This window comes from Microbulbifer sp. ALW1 (genome assembly GCF_009903625.1).
GTDB lineage: Bacteria > Pseudomonadota > Gammaproteobacteria > Pseudomonadales > Cellvibrionaceae > Microbulbifer.
This window is the reverse complement of the sequence record NZ_CP047569.1, coordinates 2,771,224-2,796,655: the sequence shown is the minus strand read 5'-3', so window position 1 is coordinate 2,796,655 and position 25,432 is coordinate 2,771,224. Positions and strand designations below refer to the sequence as shown.

Sequence of the window (25,432 nt, the reverse complement as noted above, 5' to 3'; positions counted from 1 at the left end):
CGCAGCAAAGCTTAGCCTCCCCAGCCCCCGGAACGACCGCCACCCCAGCTGGACTTGGCGGACGCAACGGAACCGAAACCGCCACGGGACACGGTTTTGGTCACTGTAGGTTTGGGCTTGGTTGCCGAGCTTGGCACCGTGTAGTTCACCTTGCCGGAACGACCAAGCACGCTACCATCGGAGGTCATCAAACGGTCGTAATTCCCGGAATACGGATTGCTATAGCGGTAAACCGGGTTGTAGTAGTAATTGCGGTCACGACTGTCGAGCATCTGTCCGACCATAAAACCGGTCATCAATGGCAGCCAGAAGCTGCCGGTCTGCCGGCAATTGCCAAACTCTACTTCACACAGATGGCGCGAGTCGTATTTCGGGCCAGTGCGCTCCGCTTCACGCAGTGCCTGCTGGTAAGCGGCCTCGCACTGTTTCTGGTCGAGTTCTGTCTGATTGACACAGTCCTCTACAGAAGCAACAACTTTCACCTCTTCTTTGGAGCTACACCCCATCAGGGCAGCCACGATGCCGAGCGCAATCGGACGCAGAACAAAATTACGCGCAGTGGATTTGCGCATCCGGTCGAGATCGATCGTCGCGGTACGTTTCAAAGATTTCATTGCACGGCCTCCACTCAGTAGGACATGCAGGCAGCGTTCAGTACGCCGACCGCGATGGTGGTAGCGGCCAGCATGACACCAGCACTGATTTCACCCTCTTCAATGCGGGAAACGATGCGCGGGATAAACAGGAAGCGAGTAATCGCGAATGCCAGCAGCTGGGCAACCAATGCGATAACCGCCCAGGTAGCGAAGTCCAGCAGGGATACGGAGTTGCTTGCGGCACCCCCAAGGGCAATAGCAAAACCCAGCACCGCGCCGCCGAAACCAATGGCCGCCGCGACGTTTTTGTCTTCACGGATCAATTTCCATTCATCGTGGGGCGTGACCAGCGCATACAGGTACTTGAAGGCGATCAACAACACCAGTGACAGGCCGAAATAAGCGGCAAAATGCAGGATACCAGTCATTAATTCGTAAGACTGTTCCATGGGTACTACTCCTTGTTATCCGTGAATGGTTATTTGTGAGGGTGTGAGAGAAATACCGGTACTGAGTACCAGGCAGCGGCTGAGGTAACCCCCGGCCTCCAGCTTTTCTTCCGCAGAAAGAAATAAGGATTCGGTGCGCTGATCCGACAGCGGGCGCTCAAACAGCATGGTGAACTGATCCGTGCTGGAATGATCGCCGTCTTCGTCGTAGGTGGTTTCCACCATATGTACCGGGTTGTGGTAATCCCCGGTGGCGGTCCAAACACGCTCGTAATTGCGACCATCCAGCGTATAACTGGCGGCCCCAATTTCGCGATTCAAAAGATTATTCCAGGCAGTGTCGGTGGCGACATCGCGAGTGTCATAAAAATGGAAGAGCTTTACATCCACCACATTTTCGTCCCGCTGACCGCCCTCTGCGACCACCTGTAACCAGGCATCGTCATCGGTATAAAAGCGATAAACCCAGGTGCCATCCAGCTCGACTACACCGGCCGCCTTGATGATCTGGGTAGGTTCAAAGGTCTCAATCGCCAGCTCATCCAGTATCAGGCGGATAGCCAGAGGGTCGACTTCAAAGCTTGCCCCCATCCGCAACCCCATGATTTCTGGAGTTTGCGGTTTTACTTCTGGCTTTTTGAATTTATTGATCAGTTTGTCAAACATTCGCCGAGCGCTTCCCTGTCGGTAATCTTTATGTCAAAACAGCGTTTTTCCGGTAAACGCTCTGCAGCGATGTAGTAGACGGTATCGCCGGGGGCGACATTCTCGTTCAGTGCCGGATTAATCGCAATCTTCTGTTCCCCCGATCGGCGCACGCCAAGTAAGGTTGCAGATAGGTCATGCTTGAAATGATCAAACAATGCGCCCACTGGGAGAGGCTGCTCTCCACGATACTCCACGCTGTACTGCGTCATACCATAGGTACTGTCCAGCAATTGCCGGTGCAAGCGGGCAGAACCCGGATCCAGAGAGGATTTCGCCAGCAGTTCTACCGCGACCGAGGGAATACACTCGATGTTCGGGCAGTGGCTGCGCAACAGCTCGCCGACATTTTCATCCTGGAAGTACGCGGTTTTATGGCTGTTCGGGCTCAACTTTTCACAGAAAAGTGCGGTAGTCAGGGTGACATCATCCAGAGGGTTATCGATGATGATCCGCGCCGCCTTGTCCAGACTGGCACGCTGCATACTTTCCGCGTGAGAAAATGACTCCACCCGTACAAAATCGATTTGTTTGGGCATGGGATTTTCAATATCCGCCTCAACACACAGCACTATCTCAGCCGAGTTACCATTGGTCTTGGACAGTAGCAGCTCGATCAGGCGCACAGTCCGGGTGCCGTTCCAGCCGATGATCACGGTATGGTTTTGATGGCTCATTTTGCGTAAACCTTTCTTGCCCCGCTGTACAAATTCCGAAATACCGAAGCCCACGCGCGTAACAATCATCGCAAACAGGCTCAAGCCAAGGGGGATAACCCAGAGACTGACGGCCAACTTACCCATTGGTGTGCCCGGCGAAAAGTCGCCAAAGCCCACAGTGGAGGCAGTCACCACCAGCCAGTAGAAGAAATTCTCCGGCGCGGTGATGTCCGCCTCTCCGGCAAGTGAAAGCAGCAGGTAGCTGCCCAGCACATAAATTGCCGAGGCGAGGATAACCGTCGTTCCTGAGGCCCTAATAAAAAGCGACGCCAAAAGGCGTCGCACTTTATACAAAACCATGCCTTAAGCCTGGGTACGTTTGGCCAGCAGCTGCGCCAGCTTGTCGCTACCATTCACCTGGCCACCGGGCGTAATGCCGGCTTGCTTCAGTTTGGCGTCCAGACTGGAGCCACTCTCTTCCGTGGCCAGCTCTTCCGCCGCTTCCAGCTCAGCCGCGCGCTGCTGCTGCTTGGCCTTGATACGCTCCATGCTGTCCAGCGCGGTTTTCACCTTGCTGTTGGCACCCATATGACGGGAAGACACCGCCACCTGGGCCTTCTGCACGGACTCGGTCGCTTTGATCTGGTCGATCTGCTGCTCCATACGGCGCACATTGGCCTTGGCCTTGGAGATATTGCTCTTCAGGGTCGTCTCGGAAGACTTGAAACCCTGCAGAATGCTCTGCTCCATTTCCAGCTGGGACTCCAGGTCGGCGACGCGCTCAGCGCACTCGATCGCCAGGGCCTCATCGCCCTTCTCGCTGGCAGCAATGGCATGGTTGGTGTAGTTGTCGATATCCGCCTGCAGTGCACTCGCCTTATTCTCGGCTAGCTTGCGCTTGGCCATGATTTTGGTCAGGTTTTCATCACAGGCTTTCAGCTCGGTTTTTGCATCGCGCAGTTCCTGATCCAGGATACGCAGAGACTGGCTGTCGGCAATGGCTTCGGTACCTTCATTTACGGCACCACGCAGAGCGGTCCAAAGTTTTTTCAGGCTCATGCTACGCCCTCCAATTCAAAATGTGCTGAGTACAAATCCAGGAAATCGCCCACGTTGCCGAACAGGGTTTCAATTTCTTCAATCACGACTTCGTCTTTACTGGAGACGGATAGCGCACCGAAGGCAACGTAGTATTCTTCACCACCGATATTCTTGATCGCCACGGTGGTCAGCGGCACCAGCTGGTGCGTCTGCAGGATCAACTTGTTCAGTGCCGCCGCATCTTCTACCTGGCTGACAGGAAACAGGATGCTTTCGACTACGATCTGCCGTTCGCCCACATAAACAAAGGCATCGACGCCTTCATCATTGGAAACACTCAGGCAATCGCCCTCCGCCTCGACCACCCAGTCAGGATGCTGCTCGGCCAGCTGGCGCAGGTTTTCATTGTTCCAGGTCATTTCAACTCCCTTGTTGATGTGGAATATGAGTCACAAATATAACAGTAAAAATTTGACGGTCAATGCCTATCAAGCACTTTTGTTGCAAATAAGACACATACGGTTATTATGAGCAACAAATCAGAGAGGACACTATGGATCACAAGCAAAGCCTCGATAACCACCGCGCCCTGACCCCCTACAAGCAGGCCACTGCCCGTTACATACGCGCCTCTATGGCGCTGAAAAACGTGCGCTACAACGACCTCGCGGATGCCCTTGCAGAACGGGGAATCACCGTTACCGCGGAAAACCTGCGCAGCAAAGTCAGCAAATGCATGTTTTCTGCCGACCTGTTTATCGCGATTCTCGATGTGCTCGGGGTCGAGGGTGGTGCGCTGACCGATATTCTCAAGCAGACGCGAGAATTGCAAAAACAATGATGAAATCCTGCCGCGGCCCCTGCCCCGGGATAACCGGCTGATTTTTAAGAATTTTCTGAAAATTTACTTGACCTGATCCACTACGATCCGTATTGTTCGCCTCCCAACGCGCTCGTAGCTCAGCTGGATAGAGTACTCGGCTACGAACCGAGCGGTCGGAGGTTCGAATCCTCCCGAGCGCGCCATACAAAAAAGGCCCGATCCGTAAGGATCGGGCCTTTTTTGTATGGCGCTCTTGGTCGGGTGAGAAACTCCCAGGTTCGATTAACTCGCAAAGCGAGTTAAGACCGAGCAGAGCGAGCCCGCAGGGTCAAAAAACACCTTAGTGTTTTTTGAGTCCATCCTCCCCGGCTGCCCTGCTGCCCTGCTGCCCTCACCTTAATGGATAAAAGATCCGAACCAGCAGGAGCGAACCTTGCCCATGTTTTATCCGGCCATTCACTGAAGGTTCAACTCGTAAACCGCCTCATTGCTTTCATTCACCTCAAGGAACGTAGCCTCAGGCGCCTGGGTGGCAACAAAGTTTCCAGCCCGATCGGTATTCGGTACCCGAAATACAACCTGAAGATCAACCCCAGTCTCCATCGGTGCAAATGACCAATTGCCGTCGGCAGTAGGCGTTACCGGGCTATTTTCTTTGATGTAATTGGACAATACCGTGCGGTTCTCATCCGGAGATTCGATAACGATGTGCTCGCCACCCGTGCCGGCAAACTTACCACCACCCGCGCGGTAATTATTCGTCGCAACCAGGAATTCGTCGCCTTCCGCCACTAGTTCGCCCTGATACTGGAGCTGAACAATACGGCTGCCATCACTGATTTTCACGCAGTCGCGGTCATAGCGCGCCGGCTGGGTGACATCAATCTGGTAGGTCACGCCATCCATGACATCAAAGTTGTAGGTGGGAAAACCGCTGAAGTTCACCAGTTCCTGGCGCGCGCTGGAATTCGTATCAATCTGGTTAAACTGGGAAGCCGAGCACTCGAGCCATTGAACCAGCTCCGCACCGGTTACCTTTACCGCCATCAGGGTATTGGGGTACAGATAGAGGTCGGCAGCGTTCTTCACTTTCAGCTCCCCCTTGGAAACCAGGGTGAAACTGCTCTCGTCTGCGCAGATGCCATCTCGGGTACAGGCCTTGAAGGGCGCAGCCGCCGAGAGTACCGGCAGATGCTGCAGGTTCACATCCCCTTCAATCAGCTTTTCAACATACGCCTTCTGGGCATCGCTGACGATCTGCACCGATGGATCATCCTTCACCAGCGCCAGGAAGCTGAAAATATCGTCGGTGGACTCGCCGATGGGTTGGTTCATGTAATCAATGGTCGCCTGGTGGTCAGCCGCCAGCATCGCTACCAGATTCGCATCTGCCTCGATCGCAGCTGCATTGTCGGCAAAGATCGCCGGCGTGGACACCGTGCTTTCAGTGATCACCCAGTTGTCGGCGCCGATATCATAATCGAGCACCAGGTCGATCACCCCGAGGTGGCTGCCCCAGTAACCCGGCATGACCGCGGGCACGCCTTTGATGGTGCCACGTTCAATGTCTACACCTTCGGTATTTTCATAATTATTGGAAGGGAACAACAGGTGGCTATGGCCGAACATGATGGCATCAATACCCTCAACGTCCGCCAGGTGCCAGCTGCTGTTTTCGGCATTTTCCGCCGCCCGGTATTCCCCTGTGCTGATACCGGAATGCGGTATGGCAACGACGATGTCTGCGCCCTGCTCCCGCATCTCCGGTACAAAGCGCTCTGCCATGGCCCGGATATCATGGGTTTTCACCTTGCCTTCCAGATTGTTTTTGTCCCACTGCATGATCTGTGGTGGCACAAAGCCAATAAATCCGATGGTGATGTCACGAGCATCGCCGTTGCGATCCAACAGCGTTTTTTCCACCAGTTTGTAGGGCTCGAAGTACAGCTGATCGTTGCTGTCATCGCTATCGCCATCGTCGACAAAAATATTGGCGCTGATGTACGGGAAGTTGGCGTCGTCGACGCTTTCCTCCAGGAACCCCAGGCCGTAGTTGAACTCGTGATTACCGTAATTGGCCACATCGTATTGCAGCTCGTTCATCACCTTGAAAACCGGATGGACTTCACCTTCTGCCAACCCCTCGGATTGACGCCAGTCGCCCATGGGGCTGCCCTGAATCAAGTCTCCGTTGTCGACCAGTACGCTGTTCTGCGGATTGTCGAGCTCTGTGCGCGCGTTTTTGATCAGCATCGCGGTGCGCACCAGGCCCACTTTTGGGTCTGTGGCATCCCCGTAATAGTTGTAATCCATCACATTCGCGTGAATGTCGGTGGTTTCCATCAGGCGCAGATCGGCCTGTACCGTGCCGCCAACACCTTCGCCAGCATCGACGGGTAACGCCAGGTTATTGCGGCTGCTGTCACTGCAACCCGTTAGAAGTGCTCCTCCCACGACGGAAAGGGCCAGAAGTGCTCGAAAATAAAACCGCATTATTTTTTCCCTTGGTCTTTAAAAAGGCGCGGCGGTTAGCCCGCCGCTCTGGTTGCGATCCAGTTACTGGTTTAATTGGAGTTATCAGGCGTACTGTCAGGGGCAATCGCCCACCTCTGTCAGGACACTCACTGATTCCAGGCTCGGGTAGCTCATATAGAGGTCGCGCACACCCGCTACTTCCAGTGTTTTACCGACGATCGCGGGGTTGTTGGCCGGGCTGAATTGAGCGCGCTGCGCAGATTCGAGCTTTACGTAAACCGAAGTGCTGTTATTCAGGTCACCCAGCTCCAGGGCATAGGGGTCATTAACGCCGCCGATCACCTGCCCGACCACGGTTAACGCCGTTCCCTGGTTGCTGGCATAAGCCGTGGAAACCGATACGGCTTCCGGCGATGCACAAGTGCCGCTCTCGCCGCTCTCGCCGCCCTCGTCGTCGCCGTCTCCGCTGCCCGCGCCGACAAGCTGCATATCGGTTACGTATTCAATACTGGGCTCCGACATGTAATTGTCGCGGGTGCCGCTCACGTATAGCGTTTCCCCCACTACTGCCGGGTTATTGACGGGACTGAATGCATCGCGGTACTGACTCTCGAGCTTGACATACAGACTGCTGACGCCAGCGGTATCCTCGATTTCCAATGCGTATACGCCATTGATCGCCTGAGTAATCACGCCTTCCACAGTCACCGGGGTACCGGTAGGGAGCGCCAGCGCTTCGCTGACAGAAAGCGCACTGGTATTACCGCCACCCCCACTCACCGGGCCGGTAGCCGCTCCGTAGGCACCGTAATCGAAGGTGGATGTGTCCCAAGGGTTGTAGCCACCAGAGGGGGTACTCCAAGGCTGGCCGTTGTCCGGGTCGTCCAGCTCTTCCGTGGCCATGGGGTTTGGTGTGGCGGTGCCTGCCGGGTGGGCACTGCTGTTGAAGTGGGTGTAGCTCTCCGGGGTTGCCAGCCAGTCCACCAGGTTCAGGGCGAGTTGTGCCGCATTACCGGCATCGGTCCAGCCCGGATAAGTACTTTTGGTGTTGCCGTTATCCTGGCGCTTGTACTTGGGGGAGCTGTCCTCGATGGGGCTGGAATCGCCGATGAATGCCGCCTTGCCCGCGCCGGACTTGGCAATGGCCACATAAGGCCCTTCCCCGGTGCCACCAAAGTAAAGGCCGGAGTCCACCGCATGACTCCAGGCGCTGGGATTGTCACTACCAGAGAAATACACCAGACCTTTTGCCCGGCTCGGGTCGGTCACAGCCAGGGTGGCGCCACCGGCCATCAGAACCGGTCCCACCCCATCGGTAAGTCCCTCTACCTGTGCCGAAGGCTCAATACCACTGGCACCGGTGTGCCAATCGATAGCATTAAAGCGAAAGCGGATACCGAACTGTTGCGCCAACCAGCCTGCGCTGGCGGAACCAGGGTTACGTAGATCGCCATAACTGCCACCGATGTTGAACTGGAGCAAGGTTGAGCGGTTGTAACCATTAAACACCTCGGTGCTATCCCAACTATTGAGATTGCGGTCGGCGTTGTAGTGATCGGCAATAAAGAAAATGCCTTTACCATCGGCAACGAAGTCTTCCAGGGCCTGGAGCTCCGCCTGGGTAAAGGGGCGGTTGCTCTCCGCCAGTACCAGCACATCCGCATGACTGATAGCGGCGTAACTAATCACCGCCTCGTTGGCATTACTGTTTGATGAGCTCGGGCTGGTGTAATCATCGACAAACTGGATGATGCCATCGCCATTTTTATCCCGTCCCCGGTACTCCTCTACCGTGTAACCGGCCGAAACCAGGTCATCGGCGAAGTCGGAAAAGGCCCCGTCGATCACCCAGTCCGCATTCCCCTCGGTGCCACCATGGGAAACGTCAAACAAGACCAACTTGCCGTTGTCGTTAGCGCCGGGAAGCTTGAGCGGAGCCGGATAGTTCCATTCGTAGGGCGCGGCCTGGGCCAGGCCGCTGCAAAGTAGCGTTGCCAGTAACAGTTGTTTCATCGGACCATCCTTGGTTGGGGGAGTAGCCCACAGACTGCGCGACGAAGAAGAAGATTTGGCTAAATTTTGATAACGTTTTTGTTAAACACCCTTATTACTTGGTTCCGCCATGGACTACACTGGATAGTGCCGCTGTGCGGCAAATTCGATAATTACAAGCGATCACGCTTTTTGGGGGTTGCATGTCCACAGAACTTATTGATGCGCAGGTGTCTCCAACCGGCCAGTTCGACATCCTGTCCAAGTATGAAATCCACAAGCTACGTGACGAAAGTCGCGGCCCGCAATACCAGATATTTCGCAATTGCGCCCTCGCCGTACTCAACAGCGGCGGTTATATGGATGACGGCAAGGAGCTACTGGAAACCTATGCCGACTTCGATATCTCTGTCATTCCCACCGAGCGCAGCGTAAAACTCGAGGTACACAACGCTCCAGAGAGTGCATTTGTCGATGGCAAGATGATTCGTGGTATCGCCGAACATCTGTTCGCCGTACTGCGCGATATCATTTACGTGAACAGTGAAATCACCGGCGATCCGCGCTATGACCTGGTCTCGGCCCAGGGCGTGACCGACGCGGTGTTCCATATCCTGCGCAATGCCGGTACTTTCAACCGCAACCGGGTACCTCGGCTGGTGGTATGCTGGGGTGGGCACTCGATTTCTGCGGAGGAATACGACTACACCAAGAAGGTGGGCTATGAACTGGCCCTGCGATCGCTCGACATCTGCACCGGCTGTGGCCCAGGTGCCATGAAGGGCCCGATGAAAGGCGCCACCATCGGGCACGCCAAACAGAGGGACAAGCACGGCCAATATCTGGGCATTACCGAACCGGGGATTATTGCCGCAGAAGCCCCTAACCCCATCGTCAACCAGCTGGTGATCATGCCGGACATCGAGAAACGTCTGGAAGCCTTTGTGCGTACCGGCCACGGCGTTATCGTGTTTCCAGGTGGCGCCGGTACCGCAGAGGAAATCCTCTACCTGCTGGGCATACTGCTGCACGAAGACAACAAGCAACAACCCTTCCCGGTCATATTTACTGGCCCGGCAAGTGCCGCGGATTACTTTATCCGTATCGACCAGTTTATCGCCTCTACCCTCGGTGAATCGGCCAGATCCCGCTACAAGATCATCATTGATGACCCCGCGGAAGTGGCCCGGGAAATGGCCGCTGGTATCGAAAAGGTACGACAGCACCGCAAGGAAACCGGTGATGCCTACTACTTTAACTGGCAGCTAAAGGTCTCGACCGAATTCCAACGCCCCTTCGCGCCTACCCACGACAATATGCGCGAGCTGGCACTCCACACCAACCAGGAACCCTATCTGCTCGCGGCCAACCTGCGTCGCGCCTTTTCCGGTATTGTTTCCGGTAACGTGAAGGACGAAGGTATTCGCAATGTGGAAAAGAATGGCCCCTATGAACTGTGTGGCGACCCGGAACTAATGCGGAGTATGGACACCTTACTGGAGTCTTTTATCAAGCAGCAGCGAATGAAACTGCCCGGAAAGGCCTATATTCCCTGCTATCGAATCAGCCAGGGCTGAAATACAGGCTCAGTAAAGGTTCCGATTACCCCGATCGTTTTGCACGACCAAAAAGCCCCGGCCTAGACCGGGGCTTTTTATTACTGAGCCTCACTCCGGATCACCAATGGTGCACCCTGGTGGTCATACAGAATAATGTGGTGATGATTGGCCAGAACCTCATCCAGATTAAAATCCTCCGGAATCGTGATATTGCTTACCCAGTTACCATCCGGGTCAAACTTTGAAACCGTGGTTTCATCCGAATCAATGGTGTAGATACCACCGGTTGTCCAGAAAACATGACCGCTCATGAGTGGAATCGTCTGCGTGGAAAGCACGTTTCCCGCGGGGTCAATAATACTGCCATCGGCAATCACCGCCCTGTTTCCATCAGGCGAGACGACCGGATAGATGCCCCACACAGAGCGCATTTCGCCGCACACATCTGTATCCGGAGTCTCTTCCGCAGCGCTCAACAACGCAAAGAGGCCAATATCCTGATTGAAAGCCATACCGATTCGACAGAAAGGTGCAATTTCAAAAGGTATATACTGCGGGTCAAGGTTTTCACCCCACACCGACCTATTGTAGGTATCCAACAAAGACCCGCTGTTATCGAAAGCCCGGTAGATACGATCGAGAGCCCGGCCACTGAATACGATGCCATCCCCAGACATATCCAACCCAAACGACAGTACTCGCTGATCTCCGAGCCACACAGGCTCTTGAATGAAGGGGACCTCGATATAGGGTTCACTATTAAGGTCGATCTTCGTGAGGCCGCTCACCAAATACCCCGCATAAAGCACATGCTGGGCTTCCGAGTAAAACAGATAATCCGGATTGCTGTTCGCTCCCACCAATCTCGGATCCAGCTCAAGTGTTTCCAGGAAATGTCCTGTTGTAGAATCCCAACGCCACACTTCTCGACCATAATCGCTGAAGTAATACACCACGCCATTGCGATCAATGTTTTTGGACCAGATCGGGCTACTGAAATCCCACAAACGGCAGCGCTCACCATTACCATCGGATGCCAGGTGGCACAGACGATCCAGAGGGTAATCATCTTCCTCGTCAGCGACGCCATCATTGTCGGCATCTTCATCGCGGTTATCGCCTACCCCGTCGCCATCGGTATCTCTCGACTCACTCCGATCTTTGGGGAAAACATCGTCATAGTCACTGATACCGTCATTGTCGTCATCGGAGTCGTCTTTATCCGGCTGTCCATCGCCATCGGTATCTCGCAATACCAACAGATCGAACTCCAAGGGCTCCGGGCTTTCCGTCTCTGCAGCGTTCTGGGCATAGCCTTCAAAATAGAAGCGGACCTCATTGACATTCAGGCCACCGGCTGAAAACTGAAAATCACCACCCCCCAGGTTCCCCAGCTGATATTCGGGAGCAACGAACCCTTCCCGCTCCTCACCAAATGCGTTTTCCGGCAGTATCTGGCTAATGTCCAAGCGAAATTCCAGTAACCGGCCGTCGCTATTGCGGAAGTAGTCCAATACCGAAAACTCAAATGACTCATCTTCGAGCAATTCTTTAAGAAAAGCCTCTTCAACAAAAGTACGGCGCAATTCAGGCACCGATTCTGCGGCACTGAAAAACTCCATACCGTCTATTTCTGCCATGGGAAAGAAGAGCGAATAATCCCCCTGCCCGTCTGGCTGCACGTCCAGTGCCACGGCGACACCTTCATTGCGAAGCTCCAGTGATCCCGTCGCTGCCCCAGCTCCCTGAACATCGATTCGATCTTGCTCGGAACCGTTCAGCATCACGTTGATATGAGAATCGAGTGCCACTTGCCCACTGGCCAGATGAATGGTCGACAGTGATTCGGAAAACAGGCCACCATCGTCTAGTTGAAAGCGAAAATTCTTCACTCTCAGGGTGCCGTCCACCGTATTGTCAGCCCTTAGATTCAGGTCGAAAGAAGGCTGGAAATCACTCCCCGCAGAGATGCCGCCATTAAATACAATGACAGCTTCCAGCAATTCCTCTTCCATTGAGTTGGCCACTGAGTAATCACGATATACAGATCTGACCCGAAAAGTGCCGTCATCGCCGATACCGGAGAACTCGGTAAGAACACGGCCATTGACGGTGACAAGCTCTCCATCCAGGGTGAGGCCGCACTGGTCATATCGCTCGACCATACGGGTGCGATCACTGTTTACCTCCAGCTCGAAAGAACCTTTGTGATCGCAGTTGTCCCGGGTAACCCCTTTATCCAGCTGTTGCAGCAAGTCCCCCTTCCACCAGAGGCCGTACGTCTGACGGGCTAGCTCCAACGCGGCCAGTGTGGATCCGCTGATAAAGCGCATTGATGCGCGGTCGACGGTGCTTAATGGCGCGTCAATCTGGATTACAGGTTCAGAGAAATCTTCTTCATCATTGGAGACCGGCGGGCGAACCGGGTCGCCGGAATCGCTACCGCCATCAGAGCCACCGCCACCACAGGCGGCCAGCGAAATGGACAATACGAGAAGAACCAGCGGTGCGAGGAATTTTTGCATATACATCCTGTAAGCCTTGAAGGATTTACAGCCGCCAGCTACTCCCTTGGCGACGGAACGTGATGGCATCAAAATGATCAAAGCCTTCACGCAGATGTCGCAGTATACATCCCTTCGCCACCCCCTTCATCTTGGGGCAATTCCCGATAGAGACGCCCCGCGCTGATGATCAGTGCAAGCAGGTGAAATCGATAATATGCTGAACTGCATCTGTCACGGAGAAATATCAGTCAAATGTGCAGCCTATTTGATGCCGATGATCACGCGGGCCTGGAGCGATTTGTCGAGGAACATGGCATTCATCACCCCCAAAATTTGATCTTCGGCCGCCGGCAGCGCCCCACGTCGCGAGTGAGTATCGTCACTGCCCGACATGGCGCCCCCTCAGTAGAAAGTGCAATCTGGCACCTGTATCTGCAGCGCGAAGGCGACAGCTGGAAGCCGCACAAAAAGTACTGGTCCATCAACAGCAACTGGAAAAAGCTGGGGCAGCGGCCCGAGTACCGCAAATCTCGCTGCCTGATTCCCGCAACGGCCTGGGTAGAGAGCCAGAACGGTAAAAATCCAGTGGAATTCTGTTTCGGAGACCACGCCCCCTTCTTTTTCTGTGGGCTATATAAGACGTGGGGGGAAACAGTGAGCTGCAGCATTATCACCCTGGACGCCCACCCGGATACCAAGCAGTTTCACGAGAAAAGCTTCCCGATGATTGCCCCAGATAAAGCGGACTTTATTGAGCGGTGGTTGGGGTCAGATGAAGATACGGCGGTGTTTGAGCCGTACCTCCATCCCGACAAAGAAGTTGCGGGCTACCCGCTTTCCGTACAGCCAGTAACGCGGGCGACCTCTACAGAATATGCCGGACCCAGGCACAGGGTGTGATGCGCCGCACTTGCGAAAATCACGTATCTACAACGATATCAACCGGCTCACTGCGCCTCCGGAACCCCCACACTGTTTGACGGACAGCTTTCCTGGTCAAGCCACAAACCCGCCAAAAGACTGACGACACCTGCCTGGTTTTCCCGCCACTGACAGTAAGGTAATGGAAGAAGCGGAATACCCGCTCGATGTAATGCCTGATAAACCGGTAAGCGAAGAAAATCGCGGAATTCCCCGGGATAGCCGATCAGGTCAATGCCGATTAACCGGCCATCTCGTTCGCACAACAAGTCAATCTCATGCCCTGCGACCGTATAACCTACCCAGCAATGGATCTCCTTCTCTGCTAGCGCGCCGCGGACTTCCTCGGCAAATGCGCAGGCACTCTCTTTTTCGCGGGTATCCAGGCTGTAGTGATCGTGGCTCAAGAAGCGCGCAAACAGGTTACTGTCACTCAAATCACCGCCGTCAATGGAGTGAATCACCAGCTGACGTTTTCGCGCTCGGGTGATCGCCACATTAAACATATCCGGCCGATTCAGGTAACTACCGGCACGGGCGCTTGCTGCGTCGATACCCATAGATAGCAGCATCACATCGCGCTCCTCGCCCTGGAAACCATAAGGTGTGGCCACCCGCAACGACATCCGCTCCAGGTCCCGGGCGCTCAGTGTTTTGCGTATCTCCGTGTCCAGGAATTCCGCCTGATCCCGGTATGGCGACAGGACCCCCACCGAAGGCACCAAGGGTAAGTGTGCATATTGCGCTAGGTGACCATGCAACTCGGCCAGTACTTCCTCGCACTCCTCCGCATTTCTGCCGTTGGCCTTGCGCTTGCCATCGACCTTACGAAACGCCAGCCCCGAATCACTGGCCGTACCCGGCCGGGACTGCATAATTTTCAGACGTCCACCGTAAAATTGCGCGTTACTGAAGCTGATCAGGTCGGGCTTGCTGCGGTAATGTTCGTCGAGCATCGTAATCGCCGATTGCCGTTCGATGACATCCGATGTCAGATCCAGCAAAGAATGTTCCCGATAGCTGTAGCGCGAGGGAGGGCCACCCTTTTCGCTCATCACATCGCACCAGATACCTGCCTGCATACCGCGCGAAAGAAATGATACATGCCGCAACTGCTTGCCATCGCCCACGATGACCGCGCGCTTTGCCCGTTGCAGTGCCGGCAAGGCGCTTGCGATATCGCACTGCGTCGCTTCATCAAAAATCACCAGGTCGAACATTTCCCGGAGATTGGGCAAGGTATCGCTTACCTCATCCAGCCCGACGAGCCAGATTGGGTAGGCCTGCAACACCGCGTCAAAATTCAGCTGCGCAAACCGCTCAGCCTGCCGTTTTGATGTACGCGAGCGAAGCGCCTGGTTAAAGAGAGACAGGGTCCCGCGCTGCTTTTCCAATAGGCGGGCCAGGCAGTGATTTCGCGCGCAGTTCAGGTAAGCTTTGGCAGCCGCCTCGAAATTTTCGCGATCCTTGCCGATGCTTTCCCGCAACATCCACAGCTCTTCAATATTTCGTGTGGCGCCAGAAAGTGCACCGACGAATCTGCCCCACCATCCCGGAAGCCCCCCAACGCCGGAGACCGTAGACAACTTCAGGGATTTGACGAATCGTCGTTCGGTAGCCATCAAACGTTTGCGGCAGGACACCACATGACTTTTAGCCTCTGAGAGAGAGCCGAGATCTGCCGGCAGCCCCTCCTTCAACAGGGAATCCAGATGGGCCTTCAGCCCCCGGGAGAGTCCCTCGCTACCCGCACTCACCACGCCGGCCTGCAAGCCGAAAGTGTCGGCCAGTTTCTGGCCCACCACATCCACCGCGTGCCGCGTCTTGGAGACAATCAGCACCGACTCGCCCTGTAAAATACGGTCGATCGCAATGGCCGCAATGGTGTAACTCTTACCGGTGCCCGGCGGGCCCGACACCAGGCTGAGGGTGTTGTGCGCGGCACTATCCATCCCCCGAATCTGCGAATCAGACAACAGGGCCGGAATCGACTCGGGCGCGCTGACAGAAGGTTTCGACACTGGCGTGCTCTGCCCCAATAGCTGCATAACCGGTGCGGAATGCGTTGGTGCCTCGACCAGTGCCCCGAGTTCATGCAAAACACCCCGCACGCCCCGGGAGCGATCCGCAAGCACCACACAGCAAGCGGCACTCACCCGGAGCGCAGAACCGGCAATACGCTGATTGAGTTCCGGGCCATCCAATAGCCGGGGCCAACGTCCCAGCTCCTGCAGGTCATCGACCACGCTGTAACGCTCCAGCCAGCGCCCGATGGCGGTAATCTGGCTGGTGCCCATAGGCCAACGAAGCGGCGGAAATTGATCAACTACGGATGCGTCCACATCCGGCTTCAGCAGATTTCGCAAAAGCGGCAGGTTCACCCGCACATCACTGGCATCCGCCTCGATGAAGAGGTCATCGTCTTTGACAAAGGACACGGGTACGTAAATCAGCGGCGCGCATATTTTGCGCAAGCGGGAAATTCCCGTCGCATTCGACAGGCTGCCGGAGATCAGAAAAGCGCCGTATATCAGCCGGCGTTCGCGGCGGTAGCTATCGGTCAACTCGGCAAGTTTCTCGGCCGCATCGCCAACCATGGGGATTCGATGTAAATCGCCCGAGCCCAAGGTATCTTCACCGTGAATATACATCCGACGGTTTGCGGGTAATTTCGCGATATTAGAAAGGGAGAGATCATAACTGTCCGCCCGGTAGCAACGGCGGAAATACTCGATCAATGCGTGCAGAGGTTCTGACATCAGTACAACCGGAATTAATGAGTCGTTATTGTGCGCACCTATTCTAAGCGCCTTTTTATACGTATTCCTATACGTCTCCCTATACGTCTTTCTCTGTGCTTTTCCCGTCGAACTCATATGTTCTTCCAACACTACAGGAAAGAAAGCCCGGCCATCGCCTGCCACCCGGTTAACACGGACGTACTAGCTAAATGAAGTGGTTCGCGCCATTTCACGCTGGCACGAGCGTGCAAAATGACCAATAAAGGCGGGATAGTCGCCCTATTTCTGAGATCAGCTACTCAATCTCATTCGATAATTTCCAGTTCGCGAGTCTTCTCATCCTCACTTTATTGTAAATGGGAGTACGCGGCGTAGTATCCAGAAGGTCCGGAAACCCCGGACACCTCCGGTATGAGAAAGTAGAGTGCATCTGAATAACGGCAGGTCCTCCCGCCTATTTACTCCCTCGCTTGCGAGTCCCTGCACTCCAGTTCGTCTTCTGCAGTCTTACCTCCCATGTTTTCGATATCGAGTGGCAGTGCATGCACATGCTTCGCGCATTGGTATTGCGTGCATCGCAGAGGCGATCCCTCAGGAATTCGATTCTCGAAAAGCAATCCAAAAAATAAGGAACAATTTGCAATGACGCGTTTTTTAGGAATCAGCTGCACACTTGCGTTAGCGGTCAGTGCCCATGCGGCGGATCGCATTCCGGCGACCCCGGACATGCTTTCCCCGCAATCACTGGCAGCGACCAGCGGCACCGACATCGCTCTGGAAGAAATCCGTTCGCGGACCCTGCCGAATGGCAAAGTCATCACCCGCTACCGACAGACACACCAGGGCATTCCGGTTTGGGGGCAAACCGTCACCAGCTCTGGTCAGGGGATTTCCGCGCAGGTACAGGGTGATGTGCTGATGGGCCTGACTCTGGATGTACCCTCCACCAAAGCCTCTATCCAGGCTTCCAATGCGCTGCAGCGGGCCATGAGCCATAAAATCAACCAGCGCGCGCAGCTGGGCAAAATCAATGGTGCCCTTTCGGTTCCGGCACTGAAGCTCGCGGCCAAAAACCAGAAGGAACAGTTGTATATCCATGTGGATGGCCAGAACAACGCGCGGCTCGCCTACCTGGTGAGCTGGGTGGAGTACGGCGATGAGCCCTCACGCCCCTTCTATTTTATCGATGCCCTGACCGGAGAAGTCATCGAGCACTGGGACGGCATCGCCCACCAGGACGCGACTGGTCCCGGCGGCAACCAGAAGACCGGGCGTTACGAATACGGCACCGACTACCCGGCAATGCAGGTAGATAGCAGCTGTCGAATGGATACCACCAACGTGGAAACCGTCGACATGAATCACCGCACCAGCGGTGGCAGCGTTTTCTCGTTTACCTGTCCATACAATGACTACAAAACCATCAACGGAGCCTACTCTCCGCTGAACGACGCACATTTTTTTGGCGGCGTGGTGTTCGGCCTGTACAACGACTGGTACAACACCGCACCACTGACGCAAAAACTGCGCATGCGCGTGCACTACAGCAACAACTATGAGAATGCATTTTGGGACGGAAGCCAGATGACCTTCGGGGATGGCGGCAATACCTTCCACCCCCTGGTCAGCCTGGACGTATCCGCGCACGAAGTCAGCCACGGTTTTACCGAGCAGAATTCCGGCCTGCAATACTCAGCCCAGTCTGGCGGCATTAACGAGGCCTTCTCCGACATGGCCGGTGAAGCGGCTGAATTCTATATGCGCGGCAGCAACGACTGGCTGGTAGGTGCGGATATTTACAAAGCCAGCGGCGCACTGCGCTATATGGAAGATCCCACCCTGGACGGAAGCTCCATCGGCCACGCCTCCAATTACTATTCCGGAATGGATGTGCACCACAGCTCCGGGGTTTTCAACCGCGCCTTTTACCTGATTGCCAACACCAGCGGCTGGGATACCCGCAAGGCGTTCGACATTTTCGTTCTGGCGAACCAGATGTACTGGAACTCCACCTCCAACTACGTAGACGCTGCCTGCGGCGTCATGTCTGCAACGGCAGACCTGGCTTACGATGCCGCGGCGGTCTCTGCCGCTTTTGATACCGTCGGTGTATCTACCGCCAGCTGTGGTGGCGGTGGTGGCAACCCTGGTGGTGGCGAACTGGAAAACGGCGTGACCGCCAGCAACCTTTCCGGCAGCACCGGTGAAGAAATCCACTACACCCTGAACGTACCCGCCGGCGCCAGCAACCTCAGCTTCCAGATCTCTGGCGGTAGCGGTGATGCGGATCTTTACGTGCGTTATGGATCAGCCCCCACCACGTCCAGCTACGACTGTCGCCCATACATCGGTGGCAATAGTGAGACCTGTAATATCGCCAATGTGCAGTCCGGTACTTACTACGTCATGGTCAGAGCCTACAGCAGCTTCTCGGGCGTCAACCTTGTCGGCAGCTTTGATGAAGACAGCGGCGGTGGCGGTAATGGCGATGGCTGGGTAGAAACCGACCTTTCTGGCAGCCGCAATGCCTGGCAGCATTTCACGCTGGATGTTCCCGCGGGTATGTCGGCACTGAATGTACAGATGTCTGGTGGCAGCGGCGACGCCGACCTGTACGTGCGCTACGGCGCGCAACCGACCACCAGCAGCTACGACTGCAGGCCGTATATCTCCAGCAATAATGAGAACTGCGATATCAGCAACCCACAAGCGGGCACCTGGTATATCAGCATTCGGGGATATCGCGCCTACTCGGGTGTCACCCTGGAGGCCCAAGCCAGCCCCTGAGGCTAACCAGCAATTAACCGGCTAGGGAATGGCAGCCGCGGGAGTTATCCCACTCCCGCGCTGCTTTTCTGGTTTGTTGTTTGCTGTCAAAACGATCGGCAGACTTTGCCCGCACATGGGCACCACCTTTGCGTAACAGCGGGTTTTGCGCAACCGGATTGCCCGGGTTGCGCCGTTCTTTTGCGGAAATATGAATGGATATTTTCCGATCCGCTTTCTTCTTCAATAACGTCTCCTTATAAGATTATTTACCCCTTGATACAGATCACCTGCTTCAGGGTATGCACCACATCCACCAGATCGCGCTGATTCTCCATTACCTGGTCGATATCCTTGTACGCCGCGGGAATTTCATCGATGACTCCTTTGTCCTTGCGGCACTGTACTCCGCGTGTCTGGGCCTCCAGATCTTCCCGGGTAAAGCGTTTGCGCGCCGCAGTACGGCTCATGCGCCGCCCTGCCCCATGGGCACAGGAACAGAAAGACTCCGCATTACCCAGCCCCCGGACAATATAGGAGCGCGCCCCCATGGATCCGGGGATAATTCCCAGCTGGTCCCTCTGCGCACTGATTGCCCCCTTGCGCGTTACAAACACATCGCGCCCGAAGTGCTGCTCCCGCACCACGTAATTGTGGTGGCAGTTGATCGCCTCGGACTCCAGCGTAAACGGCGGCAGCTGCTGCTGCAGTACACCTACAACCAGCTTCATCATTTCCTGCCGGTTCACCCGCGCGTATTCCTGGGCCCAGTGCACCGCCTCGATATAGTCATCAAAGTGCGCATTGCCTTCACTGAAGTAGGCCAGGTCGCGATCCGGCAGGTTGTGCATATGCCCTTCCATATCGCGCTTGGCGAGCTGGATAAAGTGCTGGCCAATGGCATTTCCAATACCCCGGCTCCCGGAGTGCAGCATCACCCAGACCCGGTTGTTTTCATCGAGACAGATCTCGATAAAGTGATTGCCGCCACCCAGGGTTCCCAGCTGGGTTACCCAGGTTTCCTGTGGATTGCGCAGCTTTTTCAGTAATTGTGGGTGTTTGGCAAACAACAGATCCGCACCGAAAGCCAGCTTCTGGGCCGCGGCCTCACGCGCACTGATCCGCTTGTGGCGGGCAAAACCCACCGGTACACACCGCTCGATCGCATCCCGCAACGGCTTCAGGTTGTCGGGCAATTGATTGGCGTTAAGGGAGGTGCGCACCGCATTCATCCCGCAACCAATATCCACACCCACTGCCGCCGGAATAATCGCCCCGACCGTTGGAATAACAGACCCGACCGTAGCGCCAATACCCATATGCACATCCGGCATCGCCGCCACATGGGAGTGAATAATGGGCAGCTGGGCAATATTTTTCAGTTGTTGCAATGCGGCGTTTTCCACGTCTTCGGTGTATATCTTCACCGGCACCGTGCCGGCAGGCGCATTGCCATTGATTACCATTTTTACAGGCATAACTCGTCCCTGGATTTCTCCACGTATATCTTCAAATGCCTTTCAAAAAGCCGGGAAGTAAAAACAAAAAAGCCCCGGCAAAAATAGCCAGGGCTTCTTGGAGATCTGGCTTGAAAGGCGGTATCACCTTTCAAGCGCAAGCACATGAAAGGCCGTTCAATTAGAACTGGGTTTATAACTCCGCAATGACATTTCATGGCTCCTGTTTTGTGTGTGGGTTAACAGCGGGAGAGGATATTCCCTGAAATCCTTTTGTCAACCTATTTTTAAAAAACCTAGACAAGGGTCGGCATTTACCCCCTACAATAACCGCCATGACAAAGCCCACTCCCGAACACCACTACCGCTGGTCATCATTCGATCAACTGACACCCAGTGAACTCTACGAAATTCTGCGCGCGCGCCAAGAAGTCTTCGCCGTGGAACAAGAAAGTATTTACCAAGACGTGGACGGCAAAGACCAGCACGCCTGGCACCTGGCTTGCTGGAACAGCGAATCAGATAGCCCCGCCCTGCTCGCTTACCTGCGCCTGGTGCAGCCGGGAATAAAGTATGCCGAGCCCTCCATCGGTCGCGTATTGACGCGTAAAAGCGTACGCGGCACCGGAATTGGCAGAGAACTGATGCGTCTGGGTATTGAACACACCCAGCGTGAATTTCCTCAGGCACCCATTCGCATTTCAGCGCAACTGTACCTGAAGGGTTTTTATGACGCGTTTGGCTTCACCCAGACGTCGGATGCATTTGATGAAGACGGGATTCAGCACATCGAGATGCTGCGTATTGCCGACACGTAGAAGAACACCGAAACCTTAAACAGTTAAAATGTATTGGTAATGCCAAGTTACCAACTCAGTTTTATTTTTAATGGCCCAGTATCGTCGTATAATCCACACATCTCTTCATAGGGAGTATGTTGTTCCAGCCATACTTCTTCCAGTTTATGACTCCCAAAGTGATCCCGGATTTCCTCAAGACAATGGAACCTGTACGGATTGTTTCGACGGTCAGTTAGGAGGTGTGACCCAGACTCATCGACCGTCCTTACGAGATAAAACTGTCCCTCTAAAGAGAGGATCTGCAGGTTCATATTACCTCCCAGAGCACCCAAGTATCACGGATGGAGTGCCACTTTTAGCTTAGGGTGCCAGAGAGGTAACCGGAAATTTATCAATTCTGGTGCTTAAGCCTCCTCAACGAAGCACTGGTTATGCTCGCCTAACTGTGGCAGTTCTGTGCGAATAGTGGCCGGCTCGTTCAGGAACTGAATCGGATTGCCAAGGTGGTGATTACCCTCGCCGTCTACGAACACCATCCCGCGCTCCGACAGGTGTGCCTCCTCTAGGGCCTGATCGAGCTTGCGAACCGGTGACCAGCAAACATCGATGCCATCCAATAGGGACTGCCACTCCGCCAGATCTTTTTCAAGAAACCGCTCTCTCAGGTAGCTGATTGCTTGCTGTTGCGAACCCGGCGGCTGCTTGCACACGGTGAGAAGTTCCGGTTTTTCCAGCAAGTTGAACAGGTTCTCTGCGAACTTGATTTCACTGCCACCGAGGGTCAGGAACTGCTGATCCTTGGTCTCATAAATCTGGTACATGGCATTGCCACCCCAGGAACGCTCCTGCTTGACCTCGGGCGAGCGGTCTTCGGCAAAAACCGGTCCCAACGCGTTGGGCAGCCAAGCGATCAGGCTGTCCTGCATGGAGATGTCCAGGTAATCCCCTTGGCCGGTTTTCTCCCTGCGCAACAAGGCCATCAACACCCCGGAAAGCCCCATCAGCGACGCCGCCATATCCGCCACTGGCATTGCCGGCATCGCCGGTTTGCCATCGGCGCCCTCGTTCAGGAATACGGTACCGGAATCTGCCTGGATACTGAGGTCGTGCGCAGGCTTCAAACACTTGGGTCCCGTCTGGCCGTACGCCGAAATAGAGCAATACACCAACCCTGGATTGCGCTGCGCCAGCGTTGGGTAATCGAGCCCCAGGCGCGCCATGGCGCCCGGTCGGAAGCCTTCAACAAATACATCGGCTTCATCCACCAGCTGCAATAGCAGCGCCTTGTCACCGGGGTCTTTGAGGTTCAGCTTGAGACTCTTTTTGCCGCGATGTGTGTTGCGAAACCAGACTGAAAACCCGTTCTTCTTCAGGCCGATTTCCCGCGTGGGCTCCCCGGCCGGGGGCTCCACCTTGATGACTTCCGCACCGTGGTCCGCCATCAGCATGGTCAAGTGCGGCCCAGGCAAGAACAGCGATAGATCGAGGACACGAATACCTTCGAGCTTCAAAGTTGCTCCTTAAATTTTTTTAAAACGGGTTTATACAACCTGCGAATTTTTGAGTTGCAAGCGCGCTTCGGCGCCGTATCCCAGCTCCGTCAACAGTGCATCGGTATCCGCACCCAGCGCCGCACAGCCCTGCCCCGCAGCTCGCTCACCAGACAGTTTCACCGGGCTGGCTACAACACGAAACTCGGGATTCGCCGCATGCGGCAGTGACTGGATCAACCCGGTCTGCTGGAGCCAGGGGTTGCTCATGGCCAGGGCAAAGGAATTGACCGGGGCAATGGGTAGCTTGCCATTGAACAGCGCCAACCAGTGCTCCGTGGGAGCACGCCCAAGCGCTTCATCCAGCAGTTCACTCAACGCGGGCCGGTTTGCAAGACGTTCTGCCGGGCCAGTGAAACGCGGATCTTCCAGCCACTCGGAATGCCCTACACCGTTCGCCAGCGCTTGCCAGAACTTTTCGGTCATCGCCATCACGAAAACCCAGCCGTCCTGGGTACGGAACATTTGACAGGGTGTGGCCGATGGATGGCCTGAGCGCGCGACTCTAGACACTTCATGGCCACTGTTCAGGTACCAAGTGGCCGGGTAAGTAAGCTGTGTCACAGCAACGTCAAATAATGAAATATCGACGTCCCGACCCGCTGTACCGCGCAAAACACCGACCAGCGCACCCAGTACCCCCATGGCCAGGGTGACCCCGCTCATGAAGTCCACCATGGAGAGCCCGAAACGCGCCGGCGGATTATCTGGCTCGCCTGTGAGGGCCATGTAGCCGGCCTCGGCCTGCATCAGGTAGTCGTAACCGGGCCAGTCGGCCCGGTCATTGTCCCGCCCGTAAGCCGACAGATGACCACATACAATGCTGGGGTTGATACGCCCCAGCGCATCGTAATCCAACCCCAGTTTTGCCGGCTGGTCTCCGCGCAGGTTGTTCACCACGATATCTGCGGTGGCCACGAGCCTTTCAAATACCTCGCGACCTTCCGGCTTTTTCAGGTCCAGCGTGAGACTTTTCTTGTTGCGGTTAAACGTTTGGAAAAATTCGCTGTCGTTGTCACCGAGAAAGAAAGGCCCACTGTTGCGTGCGATATCGCCACCGGTATGGGGGTTTTCGATCTTGATGACCTCCGCCCCCAGATCCGCCAGCTGCATGGAGCCAAATGGGCCCGCACCGTATTGCTCTACGGCAATCACACGCAACCCGGCCAATGGCAAATTGTTACTACTCATGCCCTGCGCCCTTTTTAAACCCTGCCTCAAGCTGCATCGCGCTCGGCCAATTGCTTGGCAATAATGATGCGTTGAAGTTCATTGGTGCCCTCACCCACGCACATCAGCATGGCATCGCGGTAATAGCGCTCGATCTCATACTCGGTCGAGAAGCCGTAGCCACCGAAGATGCGCATAGCCTCCTGTGCACAGAAGACGCCGGTTTCGCTGGCAAAGTACTTGGCCATACCTGCTTCCAGGTCACAGCGCTGACCGGTGTCGTACATACGTGCGGCCTGGTCCACCAACAATTTTGCAGCCTCCACCTTGGATGCCATTTCGCCCAGCTTCAACTGAATGGCCTGGTGCTTGATGATCGGTTTGCCGAAGGTCTCGCGCTCTTGCGCATAGCGCAGCGCGAGCTTCAGGGCCCCCTGGGCGATACCGGCGCCGCGCGCCGCTACATTGATGCGCCCAAGTTCGAGGCCGCCCACGGCCATATGGAAACCCCGCCCTTCTTCGCCACCGATCAGGTCATTGGCAGATACGCGAAAATCAGTAAATACCACTTCACAGGTATCGATGGCGCGGTAGCAGGTTTTCTTGATTTTATTGATCTCTACACCCGGCAACAGCGCGCCGTCATCGTCCTTGGTACGGATGGCAAACATGGACATACCGCGATGGCGTGGTTCCGCGTGGGGGTCGGTTTTCACCAGCAGCGCCAGGCAGTTGCCATTGAGCGCATTGGTGATCCACATTTTGCTGCCATTGATCACGTACTCATCGCCATCACGGCGGGCCACACAGCCGATGGACTGTAGGTCGGTACCGGCGTTGGGTTCGGTCAATGCAATACCGCCACGTAGTTCGCCGATTGCCATCGCAGGCAGGAAGCGCTGCTTTTGCTCCTCGGTACCGAAGCGCTCAATGGCCGCTGCCATGATCAGGTGTGAATTGAAAATGCCGCCCGGCGCCATCCAGGCCGCAGAAATTTTCTGCACGATGCGCGCGTATACCGACGCCGAAAGCCCGAGGCCATCGTAGTCGGTACCAATGGTTGCACCGAACAAACCCAGCTCCTTCATGGTCTCAACCAGCTCATGGGGATATTCATCGGCGAGGTCTTTTTCCCGCGCGATGGGTGCCACGTCGTTCTCCACGAAGCGATCAATCGTATCGAGGATTGCTATCTCGTCTTCAGCCGTCCAGCTCATCGCC

Annotated in this window: 21 protein-coding genes and 1 tRNA gene; 6 read left to right on the top strand and 16 right to left on the bottom strand. The window is 55.4% G+C overall.

From position 1 onward, the window contains the following. Window positions 1-11: 11 nt before the first annotated feature. The 6 genes from GRX76_RS11605 to GRX76_RS11580 all read right to left on the bottom strand — a co-directional run bounded on the left by GRX76_RS11605 (window position 12) and on the right by GRX76_RS11580 (window position 3,869). On the bottom strand, window positions 12-614 hold the full coding sequence (locus GRX76_RS11605) for a DUF1190 domain-containing protein (RefSeq protein ID WP_236250328.1): 603 nt from the start codon (window positions 612-614) through the stop codon (window positions 12-14). A 14-nt stretch (window positions 615-628) separates the two neighbouring features. Then, window positions 629-1,045, bottom strand: a complete 417-nt coding sequence (locus GRX76_RS11600) for a DUF350 domain-containing protein (protein WP_160153465.1) — start codon at window positions 1,043-1,045, stop codon at window positions 629-631. Between the two features lie 15 nt (window positions 1,046-1,060). Beyond that, complete coding sequence (locus tag GRX76_RS11595) at window positions 1,061-1,711, bottom strand: YjfK family protein (protein ID WP_160153464.1); 651 nt, start codon at window positions 1,709-1,711, stop codon at window positions 1,061-1,063. Beyond that, window positions 1,696-2,682, bottom strand: a complete 987-nt coding sequence (locus tag GRX76_RS11590; protein WP_236250327.1) for a potassium channel protein — start codon at window positions 2,680-2,682, stop codon at window positions 1,696-1,698. The genes GRX76_RS11595 and GRX76_RS11590 overlap by 16 nt, the downstream gene beginning before the upstream one ends. Before the next feature lie 90 nt (window positions 2,683-2,772). Further along, window positions 2,773-3,468 carry a PspA/IM30 family protein gene (locus tag GRX76_RS11585; protein WP_160153462.1) on the bottom strand — a complete coding sequence of 232 codons (696 nt, stop codon included), beginning with the start codon at window positions 3,466-3,468 and terminating at the stop codon, window positions 2,773-2,775. Then, window positions 3,465-3,869, bottom strand: a complete 405-nt coding sequence (locus tag GRX76_RS11580; RefSeq protein WP_160153461.1) for a DUF2170 family protein — start codon at window positions 3,867-3,869, stop codon at window positions 3,465-3,467. The genes GRX76_RS11585 and GRX76_RS11580 overlap by 4 nt, the downstream gene beginning before the upstream one ends. Window positions 3,870-4,003: 134 nt before the next feature. Between GRX76_RS11580 and GRX76_RS11575 the strand changes: the two genes are divergently transcribed. Next, window positions 4,004-4,291 carry a DUF6471 domain-containing protein gene (locus tag GRX76_RS11575; protein ID WP_160153460.1) on the top strand — a complete coding sequence of 96 codons (288 nt, stop codon included), beginning with the start codon at window positions 4,004-4,006 and terminating at the stop codon, window positions 4,289-4,291. 108 nt (window positions 4,292-4,399) lie between these two features. Then, window positions 4,400-4,476, top strand: a tRNA-Arg gene (locus GRX76_RS11570). A 253-nt stretch (window positions 4,477-4,729) separates the two neighbouring features. Here GRX76_RS11570 and GRX76_RS11565 read toward each other — a convergent pair. Continuing rightward, window positions 4,730-6,766: a bifunctional 2',3'-cyclic-nucleotide 2'-phosphodiesterase/3'-nucleotidase gene (locus GRX76_RS11565; protein WP_160153459.1), complete on the bottom strand. Its 2,037-nt coding sequence runs from the start codon at window positions 6,764-6,766 to the stop codon at window positions 4,730-4,732. A 96-nt stretch (window positions 6,767-6,862) separates the two neighbouring features. Next, entirely contained in the window at window positions 6,863-8,761 is a 1,899-nt protein-coding gene (locus GRX76_RS11560; protein ID WP_160153458.1) for a hypothetical protein, read from the bottom strand. 182 nt (window positions 8,762-8,943) lie between these two features. Here GRX76_RS11560 and ppnN point away from each other — a divergent pair, with 182 nt between their 5' ends. Beyond that, a complete protein-coding gene (gene ppnN / locus GRX76_RS11555; RefSeq protein WP_160153457.1) occupies window positions 8,944-10,317 on the top strand; it encodes a nucleotide 5'-monophosphate nucleosidase PpnN in 1,374 nt (457 codons plus the stop codon). Between the two features lie 80 nt (window positions 10,318-10,397). Here ppnN and GRX76_RS11550 read toward each other — a convergent pair whose 3' ends face one another. Then, window positions 10,398-12,824, bottom strand: a complete 2,427-nt coding sequence (locus tag GRX76_RS11550) for a thrombospondin type 3 repeat-containing protein (RefSeq protein WP_160153456.1) — start codon at window positions 12,822-12,824, stop codon at window positions 10,398-10,400. A 234-nt stretch (window positions 12,825-13,058) separates the two neighbouring features. Here GRX76_RS11550 and GRX76_RS11545 point away from each other — a divergent pair, with 234 nt between their 5' ends. After that, the gene (locus GRX76_RS11545; RefSeq protein ID WP_160153455.1) at window positions 13,059-13,706 is read left to right on the top strand and encodes an SOS response-associated peptidase family protein; all 648 of its coding nucleotides are present in this window, start codon (window positions 13,059-13,061) and stop codon (window positions 13,704-13,706) included. Window positions 13,707-13,753: 47 nt separating this feature from the next. Here GRX76_RS11545 and GRX76_RS11540 read toward each other — a convergent pair whose 3' ends face one another. Continuing rightward, complete coding sequence (locus tag GRX76_RS11540; protein ID WP_160153454.1) at window positions 13,754-16,486, bottom strand: DEAD/DEAH box helicase; 2,733 nt, start codon at window positions 16,484-16,486, stop codon at window positions 13,754-13,756. Window positions 16,487-17,110: 624 nt separating this feature from the next. On the opposite strand from GRX76_RS11540, the gene GRX76_RS11535 reads away from it, so the two are divergent. Beyond that, a complete protein-coding gene (locus GRX76_RS11535) occupies window positions 17,111-19,255 on the top strand; it encodes a M4 family metallopeptidase (protein WP_160153453.1) in 2,145 nt (714 codons plus the stop codon). 13 nt (window positions 19,256-19,268) lie between these two features. Here GRX76_RS11535 and GRX76_RS11530 read toward each other — a convergent pair whose 3' ends face one another. Both GRX76_RS11530 and GRX76_RS11525 read right to left on the bottom strand, forming a co-directional pair. Further along, complete coding sequence (locus GRX76_RS11530; RefSeq protein ID WP_160153452.1) at window positions 19,269-19,481, bottom strand: hypothetical protein; 213 nt, start codon at window positions 19,479-19,481, stop codon at window positions 19,269-19,271. 22 nt (window positions 19,482-19,503) lie between these two features. Beyond that, window positions 19,504-20,712 carry an RtcB family protein gene (locus tag GRX76_RS11525; protein WP_160153451.1) on the bottom strand — a complete coding sequence of 403 codons (1,209 nt, stop codon included), beginning with the start codon at window positions 20,710-20,712 and terminating at the stop codon, window positions 19,504-19,506. Window positions 20,713-21,026: 314 nt separating this feature from the next. On the opposite strand from GRX76_RS11525, the gene GRX76_RS11520 reads away from it, so the two are divergent. After that, window positions 21,027-21,509 (top strand): GNAT family N-acetyltransferase, encoded by a 483-nt coding sequence (locus tag GRX76_RS11520; RefSeq protein ID WP_160153450.1) that lies wholly within the window; start codon window positions 21,027-21,029, stop codon window positions 21,507-21,509. A gap of 47 nt (window positions 21,510-21,556) precedes the next feature. On the opposite strand, the gene GRX76_RS19480 is transcribed toward GRX76_RS11520, so the two are convergent. The 4 genes from GRX76_RS19480 to GRX76_RS11505 all read right to left on the bottom strand — a co-directional run bounded on the left by GRX76_RS19480 (window position 21,557) and on the right by GRX76_RS11505 (window position 25,428). Beyond that, the gene (locus GRX76_RS19480; RefSeq protein WP_370463922.1) at window positions 21,557-21,802 is read right to left on the bottom strand and encodes a DUF6482 family protein; all 246 of its coding nucleotides are present in this window, start codon (window positions 21,800-21,802) and stop codon (window positions 21,557-21,559) included. 93 nt (window positions 21,803-21,895) lie between these two features. Continuing rightward, window positions 21,896-23,002, bottom strand: a complete 1,107-nt coding sequence (locus tag GRX76_RS11515) for a CaiB/BaiF CoA-transferase family protein (protein WP_160153449.1) — start codon at window positions 23,000-23,002, stop codon at window positions 21,896-21,898. Between the two features lie 30 nt (window positions 23,003-23,032). Further along, window positions 23,033-24,232 (bottom strand): CaiB/BaiF CoA-transferase family protein, encoded by a 1,200-nt coding sequence (locus GRX76_RS11510; RefSeq protein WP_160153448.1) that lies wholly within the window; start codon window positions 24,230-24,232, stop codon window positions 23,033-23,035. Window positions 24,233-24,258: 26 nt separating this feature from the next. Beyond that, window positions 24,259-25,428 carry an acyl-CoA dehydrogenase family protein gene (locus GRX76_RS11505; RefSeq protein WP_201276801.1) on the bottom strand — a complete coding sequence of 390 codons (1,170 nt, stop codon included), beginning with the start codon at window positions 25,426-25,428 and terminating at the stop codon, window positions 24,259-24,261. Window positions 25,429-25,432 lie beyond the last annotated feature (4 nt).

Bases quoted from the DNA above. Each gene is read 5' to 3' on its own strand.
- GRX76_RS11605 (WP_236250328.1), bottom strand. From the start codon at position 614: ATGAAATCTTTGAAACGTACCGCGACGATCGATCTCGACCGGATGCGC.
- GRX76_RS11600 (WP_160153465.1), bottom strand. From the start codon at position 1,045: ATGGAACAGTCTTACGAATTAATGACTGGTATCCTGCATTTTGCCGCT.
- GRX76_RS11595 (WP_160153464.1), bottom strand. From the start codon at position 1,711: ATGTTTGACAAACTGATCAATAAATTCAAAAAGCCAGAAGTAAAACCG.
- GRX76_RS11585 (WP_160153462.1), bottom strand. From the start codon at position 3,468: ATGAGCCTGAAAAAACTTTGGACCGCTCTGCGTGGTGCCGTAAATGAA.
- GRX76_RS11580 (WP_160153461.1), bottom strand. From the start codon at position 3,869: ATGACCTGGAACAATGAAAACCTGCGCCAGCTGGCCGAGCAGCATCCT.
- GRX76_RS11575 (WP_160153460.1), top strand. From the start codon at position 4,004: ATGGATCACAAGCAAAGCCTCGATAACCACCGCGCCCTGACCCCCTAC.
- GRX76_RS11565 (WP_160153459.1), bottom strand. From the start codon at position 6,766: ATGCGGTTTTATTTTCGAGCACTTCTGGCCCTTTCCGTCGTGGGAGGA.
- GRX76_RS11560 (WP_160153458.1), bottom strand. From the start codon at position 8,761: ATGAAACAACTGTTACTGGCAACGCTACTTTGCAGCGGCCTGGCCCAG.
- ppnN (WP_160153457.1), top strand. From the start codon at position 8,944: ATGTCCACAGAACTTATTGATGCGCAGGTGTCTCCAACCGGCCAGTTC.
- GRX76_RS11550 (WP_160153456.1), bottom strand. From the start codon at position 12,824: ATGCAAAAATTCCTCGCACCGCTGGTTCTTCTCGTATTGTCCATTTCG.
- GRX76_RS11545 (WP_160153455.1), top strand. From the start codon at position 13,059: ATGTGCAGCCTATTTGATGCCGATGATCACGCGGGCCTGGAGCGATTT.
- GRX76_RS11540 (WP_160153454.1), bottom strand. From the start codon at position 16,486: ATGTCAGAACCTCTGCACGCATTGATCGAGTATTTCCGCCGTTGCTAC.
- GRX76_RS11535 (WP_160153453.1), top strand. From the start codon at position 17,111: ATGACGCGTTTTTTAGGAATCAGCTGCACACTTGCGTTAGCGGTCAGT.
- GRX76_RS11525 (WP_160153451.1), bottom strand. From the start codon at position 20,712: ATGCCTGTAAAAATGGTAATCAATGGCAATGCGCCTGCCGGCACGGTG.
- GRX76_RS11520 (WP_160153450.1), top strand. From the start codon at position 21,027: ATGACAAAGCCCACTCCCGAACACCACTACCGCTGGTCATCATTCGAT.
- GRX76_RS19480 (WP_370463922.1), bottom strand. From the start codon at position 21,802: ATGAACCTGCAGATCCTCTCTTTAGAGGGACAGTTTTATCTCGTAAGG.
- GRX76_RS11510 (WP_160153448.1), bottom strand. From the start codon at position 24,232: ATGAGTAGTAACAATTTGCCATTGGCCGGGTTGCGTGTGATTGCCGTA.
- GRX76_RS11505 (WP_201276801.1), bottom strand. From the start codon at position 25,428: ATGAGCTGGACGGCTGAAGACGAGATAGCAATCCTCGATACGATTGAT.